This window comes from Alkalibacterium sp., from assembly GCF_046484155.1.
GTDB lineage: Bacteria > Bacillota > Bacilli > Lactobacillales > Carnobacteriaceae_A > Alkalibacterium.
The window spans coordinates 1-6,856 of sequence record NZ_JAWOBT010000132.1 but is presented as its reverse complement, the minus strand read 5'-3'; the positions used below and the strand labels follow the sequence as shown (position 1 = coordinate 6,856).

Here is a 6,856-nt window from a genome sequence, read left to right as displayed (position 1 = left end):
TGACGCCAATGGCTGCCAATTTCAACGCCTTGCCGGTGGCTTTACTTGAAATGAAGAATCCTAACGGTGTTATTAAAGAACAGTTGCCATACGCACTGCTTATGATCGTGGTACACATATTACTCATGTACTATTGGGCATTTTAAATTTAATCAGTAATGGAGGAGAGTAAAATGAAAATATTAGTTAGTGGTTTTGATCCATTCGGTGGTGAAAAAGTGAACCCTGCCTATGAAGCGGTAAAATTATTGCCAGATAACATAGCGGGTGCCGAAATAATCAAACTGGAGATACCGACCGTTTTTCATAAAGCTGCAGATGTCATTGAACAAAAAGTTGAAGAAGTCGATCCGGATGTCATCCTTTGTATTGGTCAGGCAGGGGGACGTTTTGGTGTGACGCCTGAACGCATCGCTATCAATGTCGATGATGCGCGTATTCCAGATAATGAGGGTAACCAGCCCATTGATGTAAAAATCAAAGAAGATGGACCAGCTGCTTATTTTAGCTCGTTGCCGATCAAAGCAATGGTTGATAAGATGAAAGCAGCGAAAATACCTTCCAGTGTCTCTAATTCTGCCGGAACATTTGTATGCAATCATATCATGTATCAAATCTTATACATGATCGGTCAGAAGTATCCTGACAAAATTGGCGGTTTTGTCCATTGTCCTTTTATTCCTGAACAAGTGCTGGATAAACCCGATCAGCCTTCAATGCATTTAGAAGATATCTCAAAAGGATTAGAAGCCGGCATCGAAGCGATCGTCGAGAGACAAGGTAAAGGCGACATCAAAGAAATCGGTGGTGCGATTCACTGATTCATGATAAAGTAAAAAAGGCAGTAACTCAATGTCACTGCCTTTTTCTTATAAATGAATAAAAGAAAGAAGACGAGCTTATGTTAACAGGACTAGGATTGTTGTTGCTGCTAGGATATATCGGGGGTAAAATGGCCTCGAAAGTCAAACTGCCGCCTTTGATCGGTATGCTTTTTGTAGGGGTATTAACGGGTCCTTACGTGCTGAACTGGCTGGACTCAGATTTGTTGTTAGTTTCGCAAGACATTCGCACGTTTGCCTTGATCATTATTTTACTGAGAGCCGGACTAGGAATAAAAAAAGAAGAGATTAAAGAAGTGGGTATGATAGCATTGAAAATGAGCAGTATCCCGAGTCTGATCGAGGGGTTTACCGTGACCGCCTTAGCTTACTATCTGCTGGATTTTTCTTTCGCAGAAGCAGGGATGCTCGGCTTTATTATTGCAGCGGTGTCACCAGCCGTTGTGGTTCCAAGCATGCTGGATTTGAAGGCAAAGCGTCTAGGTGAAGACAAACAAGTGCCCACCTTGCTCTTAGCGGGAACGTCCATTGATGATGTTGTCGCCATCACAGTCTTTACCTTCTTTCTAGGTTTGGGTACGGAAACCATGGGTAGCTCATTGTTGCTTGATATTGCGAGTATTCCATTGAGTATCGTAGGTGGTATTCTGGCAGGAGCCTTACTCGCCTTTTTAGCTATATTTGTATTTAAGCTCATTAATAAGAAATATATTGAAAAATTAGTTCTATTACTTGGGTTATCGATACTGTTTGTTGAATTTGGGGAACATGTCGGCATTGCCAGTTTACTAGGTGTCATGACTATCGGCTTCATATTTCTTGAAAAAATCCCTACCCAGTCTCATCACTTTACTGTGGCTTTAGGAGGCTTATGGGTGTTTTTGCAAATTTTGTTATTTGCTTTGGTCGGTGCCGAGGTCAATATTGACGTTGCTTTGGATGCTGGGTTTATCGGGTTGATCATTATCGTAATTGGATTGATGGCGCGAAGTATCGGTGTGTGGATAGCTACAATGAATAGCGCACTTAACACCAAAGAACGTCTTTTTTGCATGATAGCTTATACGCCTAAAGCAACAGTACAAGCGGCTATTGGCGGGCTGCCATTAGCCTTGGGAGTCGAACACGGGGCAGCGATATTAGCTTTGGCGGTATTATCAATTATCCTTACAGCTCCTCTAGGCGCCTTAGCCATCTATGCATCAGCACCAAAATTACTTACGCAAGCATAAAAAAAAATACGCTATTTCATAATTGAAATAGCGTCTTTTTTTTATTTGTCAATTGATTATTCGATTACGCCTTCGGTCCATTCAGAAACAGTATCTTCATTTTCTTCGATCCAGTTACGTGCAGCTTCTTCAGGATCTGCGCCTTCTTGAATTGCTAACATAACTGCTTCCATATCAGCAGGTTCCCATTTGAAATTATCTAATATTTGGTAAGCTTCCGGCATGTCGTCTTCAAGACCTTCACGAGTGAAAGTATCGATTGTTTCTTCACCACCAAATGATCCTTCAGGATCTTCTAGATATTTTAAATCATAAGACTGGAACATCCAGTGTGGTGACCAGCCTGTTACGATCATTTCTTCTTCGTTTTCATAGGCATCGTCTAATTGCTGTATCATCGCACCTGAAGAGGATGTTTGAACATCCCAGCCCTCTAAGTTAGCGTAGTCTTCATTTACTGCTTGTTCTGCAGCCGCAACGACACCAGCACCGGCTTCAATACCAGTAATGGTCTGATCAGCTTCATCTGTTAAATCAGCAATAGAGTCTGCATCCATATATTTGGGAACGACTAAACCAATTTTAGCACCTTCCAAGTTAGGGCCTAAATGTTCCAGGCTGTCTGAATACTGTTCAAATTGAGGTGCATGTGTGCCTGGTAACCAGGCTGAAACCATTGCGTCAGCTTCTCCGTTAGAGACCGCTTCCCACATGATTGCGTTGTCTAGCTGAATTAAATCAACTTCATAACCTACATCTTGCAATACTTGTCCGATTACGTTTGTAGAAGCAATCTCAGAGTCCCAAGCCACATAAGCAAGTTCGATTTCACCTTCGAGTGATCCAGTGTCTTCGTCAGTTGTGTCTGTTCCATCTTCACACGCTGCTAAAAACAGTGCAGAAGCAGATGCTGCCGTTAAACCTAATTTTTTCCAAGTAATGTTCAAAATAAAAATCCCCTTTGTAAGTTTTGTATAGTTTGTTTCATTATCAAAATCTTAATCTTAATCTCTGTTAAATCCTTGCATTGTTCTGTCTAGAATAATTGCCAAGACAACTAAAGCGAATCCTGCAACAAAGCCAGGCCCGACTTGAGCACGTTGTAAGGCGTTGATGACACGTTCACCTAAACCGGGTGCGCCGATCATTGAAGCAATAACAACCATTGATAAAGCAAGCAAGACAGTCTGGTTGATACCGGCCATGATTGTTGCTTTGGCCAGCGGTAATTCTACTTTAAATAATTGTTGTGATCCAGTGCTACCAAATGACTTGGCTGCTTCAACCATTTCCTCAGACACTTGTCTGATTCCCAGGTTAGTGAAACGGACTGTCGGTGGCAAAGCGAAGATAACGGCAGAGAACACACCTGGAACCATTCCGATTCCAAAGAATGCGACAGCGGGTATCAAGTAAACAAATGCCGGCATGGTCTGCATAAGGTCTAAAATGGGGGTGATCAGCGCGTTTGCCCATTCACTCTTGGCCATCAATATACCAACAGGTACACCGATAATGATAGAGAGTAAACTTGCTACAACAACCAGTGTGATGGTGTACATCAGTGGTTCCCATAGTCCCTGGTTATAAATGTAGATCAAGCCCAACACGGTAAATGTTGGTAATCCCAATTTTTTACCACTAGAGAAAAAGGCTAGGGCAGTAAGCAGTACGATGAATAAGATGGGTGGAACAACGAGTAATAAATCCGTTATCGTGTCCATTGTCCAGTTACCTGAATCACGTAAGGCATCAAAAAGCCATGAGAAATTATCCGTTAACCAGTTTATAAAATTGGCCATCCATTCGGAAACAGGGATTTGAGGTATGACATCTAAAATACTATTCTCCATTATTTGAATCCTCCTCTTTTTCCCTAGCTAAGGCACCAATGACTAAACTACGGATAACGATACCTTCTAATTTATTGTTTTCATCAACCACTGCAACAGGTGTGTCAGAGTCATGAATGATATCGTATAAGTCATAAATCAACGTGTCTTTAGAAACTTTAGGAATATCCGTTCGTATAATACTCTCAAGGTCACGTATGTTAGATTTAACAGCTGCTAACACGTCTTCATCTGTAACATAACCTTTTAACTGCTGGTGTTTATCAATAATGAGCATGCTCGATAAGCCGGCTGACTTCATTTCCTGTGCAGCGACACGTGGACCTGCTTTGCTCGAACGCAACGTCTGAGGACGGATCATAATGTTTTCAGCCGTTAGGACTTTAGAACGATCGACGTCTTCAACGAAACGCTCGACATATTCATTGGCAGGGTTAGTAAGGATTTCTTCTCCTGTGCCCACTTGAACCACTTCGCCAGCTTTCATAATAGCGATACGGTCACCAATACGTAATGACTCGTTCAAGTCATGGGTGATAAAGATGATTGTTTTCTGCATCTTTTCCTGCATTTCCAGCAATTCATCCTGCATGTCACGTCGAATAAGTGGATCCAGTGCAGAGAACGCTTCGTCCATGAGTAAAATCTCAGGATCATTCGCTAACGCACGAGCTAGGCCCACACGCTGCTGCATTCCGCCCGATAATTGATGTGGATGTTGATCCTTATATGGAAGAAGTCCGGCATTATCGAGTGCTTTCTCAGCTTGTTTCTGACGGGTTTCCTTGTCTACGCCTTGTACCTCTAAGCCGTATTCTGTGTTTTCCAGAATAGTGCGGTGAGGGAATAGGCCGAAGTTTTGAAACACCATGGATACTTTTTCACGACGAATTTTACGTAATTCATCTTTGTCCATTTTTGAAACATCTTCATCATCGATCAAAATGCTTCCTTCGGTGGGTTCGATCAAACGGTTAAGCATACGTACCAGTGTTGATTTACCACTACCGGAAAGACCCATGATAACGAAAATTTCGCCTTCTTCTACTTTGAAATTAGCTTTGTTGACACCAACTGTGGCTCCGGTCTGCTCAAGAATTTCTTCTTTTGAAGAACCGCTTTTAACTAGTTCTAAAGCTTGTTTTTCTTTTTTGCCAAATATTTTGGACAAATTTTTAATTTCAACTTTAGTTGCCAAAGATTTTCAGCCTCCTTTAATATATTTTGTATTCAATATTGACCTTGTAACTCCAACGCCTGGCACCTGTTTAAGGCGGAATATTGGGAAACAAGTGTTATTATCGTTTGTTGCACGACGTTAATTATACCAAGCGATAGAAGTATAGTAAAACAATAGAACCTGCTGTGAAGGTTTTTTGCACAGTGTAACCGGTTACCTTCCCTTTCAAATAAGCTTTCTAAGAATTTGATTAGAAATGACAAATAAGTGACAAATGGATATCAATCGTAATATTCTTTGTGAAAAAAGCGATGTAAAAGAGTGTGAAACTTGCAGTTATAGGTTTTGTTGGATGTGAAAAAAGTTATCTTTTATAATGTCGCAATGTTATTTATACAAAAAAAGGTTCATAAATTGAATCGTTTTTATGAATTATGAGTATTTTTTTAATTTTCGTTTGTTTTTCCTATTCGATAAAAAGGGTTTTTGAGTTGAAGAAAAGTGGTATATCCTGATGTTCGCCACTCGATTTTAAAAAAGCGAACGTGAGGCGAATAATAATAGAAAAAAGAGCCGATGATGTTGCCTGCTTTTCAGATTCCGTTTGTCCTAAGTGGCTATCCGTTTCGCTAATGAGCAATCCTATGCACATGAAAACGCTGGATGGTGTACTGACAGGAACTTCAGTGGGAATCGCTAGACGCATTATGGGGAGATCTTATAACGGTAATGGGAGACGGTTATTTGGTTTGAAGTGTTTCTAATGGTTTTTTTAAAAGACGTTAGTGAGAAGACCTTTGGTTTTAACTGAGAGATGGGTCGCGTCTCGAACGCCCACTGTTGTACTCGGTCAACTGGTTTTGTACATACGCTATGACAACGTCTTTGGAAACGTCGCCCACTGTACTGACAAAGTAGCTCTTCGACCACAGGGACCCTTTCCATAACTCCTTTTTCGTATCGGGAAACTGTTTGAACCAGTCCCGAGCGGACGCGCCTTTCAATGCCTTCATGACCGAACTGATGGACTTGTGCGGTGGAAAGGAGACCACCAGGTGAACGTGATCGTCCAGGATCTCGCTTTCCAGGATGGTAACGGCATTTTTTTCGGCGATGACGAATAAGAATGCCTTCATTGCCTGACGGCGTTCTGGTGTCGTGAACATGGCTTTACGGTACTTCGTCACCCAAACCAAATGGTAGATGGTACGGTGAACATTCGTGCGTGCTTTAATATACATGCGTTGTCCTCCTTATGTTGTTGCTTCAGTTTTTAAGCGTTAGCGTAATGGGTCATGCGTGATACAATAAGTATACCACACCAACAGGAGGTGGGACCCCATGTTAATCTGAGTTAAAGGCAAATTAGCGCTTCAACCTGACCAACAAGTCCGCGTAGTGCAGAACATCGGCAATACCCGGTTTGTATGGAGTCAGTTCTTGTCAATGTGGAACACGCGATATGAGAATAGGCCCACACTGTCAGCTCTGACCGAGCGCGACTTGAATAATCTTCTCCCGATACTGAAATAGGAATAAGATTTTCTGAAACGCTCGGATGCCACCAGTCTTTAAACAGGACAGTTAAAGGTGTTCCCAGAAGTCCGGTAATTCAGTTCCGGTGTAGTTCACATGGAGTTTCAATACAATAGAGTAAAAGAAGGGGAATGGAAAATGAAGAAAAGATGCGGTTGGGTAACCGAAGATGCCGTTTATATTCACTACCATGATAAAGAGTGGGGACGGCCC

The 6,856-nt window shown here is 41.8% G+C and carries 5 protein-coding genes and 2 pseudogenes; 4 read left to right on the top strand and 3 right to left on the bottom strand.

Translation table 11 applies throughout. From position 1 onward, the window contains the following. The 3 genes from R6U02_RS09320 to R6U02_RS09310 form a co-directional block, all read left to right on the top strand. The coding region (locus tag R6U02_RS09320) for a 5-oxoproline transporter, DUF979 family subunit (RefSeq protein ID WP_410263339.1) at nucleotides 1–146 on the top strand (146 nt) is incomplete at its 5' end. A 27-nt stretch (nucleotides 147–173) separates the two neighbouring features. Continuing rightward, nucleotides 174–821 (top strand): pyroglutamyl-peptidase I, encoded by a 648-nt coding sequence (pcp, locus tag R6U02_RS09315; protein WP_410263338.1) that lies wholly within the window; start codon nucleotides 174–176, stop codon nucleotides 819–821. An 80-nt stretch (nucleotides 822–901) separates the two neighbouring features. Further along, nucleotides 902–2,074 carry a cation:proton antiporter gene (locus R6U02_RS09310; protein ID WP_410263337.1) on the top strand — a complete coding sequence of 391 codons (1,173 nt, stop codon included), beginning with the start codon at nucleotides 902–904 and terminating at the stop codon, nucleotides 2,072–2,074. A 56-nt stretch (nucleotides 2,075–2,130) separates the two neighbouring features. Here the strand turns inward: R6U02_RS09310 and R6U02_RS09305 are convergent. The 3 genes and pseudogenes from R6U02_RS09305 to tnpA all read right to left on the bottom strand — a co-directional run bounded on the left by R6U02_RS09305 (nucleotide 2,131) and on the right by tnpA (nucleotide 6,348). Beyond that, nucleotides 2,131–3,927 (bottom strand): annotated as a pseudogene (locus R6U02_RS09305) (ABC transporter permease/substrate binding protein). Continuing rightward, entirely contained in the window at nucleotides 3,917–5,125 is a 1,209-nt protein-coding gene (locus tag R6U02_RS09300; RefSeq protein ID WP_410263336.1) for a glycine betaine/L-proline ABC transporter ATP-binding protein, read from the bottom strand. The pseudogene R6U02_RS09305 and the gene R6U02_RS09300 overlap by 11 nt, the downstream one beginning before the upstream one ends. Before the next feature lie 785 nt (nucleotides 5,126–5,910). After that, nucleotides 5,911–6,348: an IS200/IS605 family transposase gene (gene tnpA / locus R6U02_RS09295; RefSeq protein ID WP_410263335.1), complete on the bottom strand. Its 438-nt coding sequence runs from the start codon at nucleotides 6,346–6,348 to the stop codon at nucleotides 5,911–5,913. A 145-nt stretch (nucleotides 6,349–6,493) separates the two neighbouring features. On the opposite strand from tnpA, the pseudogene R6U02_RS09290 reads away from it, so the two are divergent. Continuing rightward, nucleotides 6,494–6,640 (top strand): annotated as a pseudogene (locus tag R6U02_RS09290) (RNA-guided endonuclease TnpB family protein); the annotation flags it as partial. Nucleotides 6,641–6,856 lie beyond the last annotated feature (216 nt).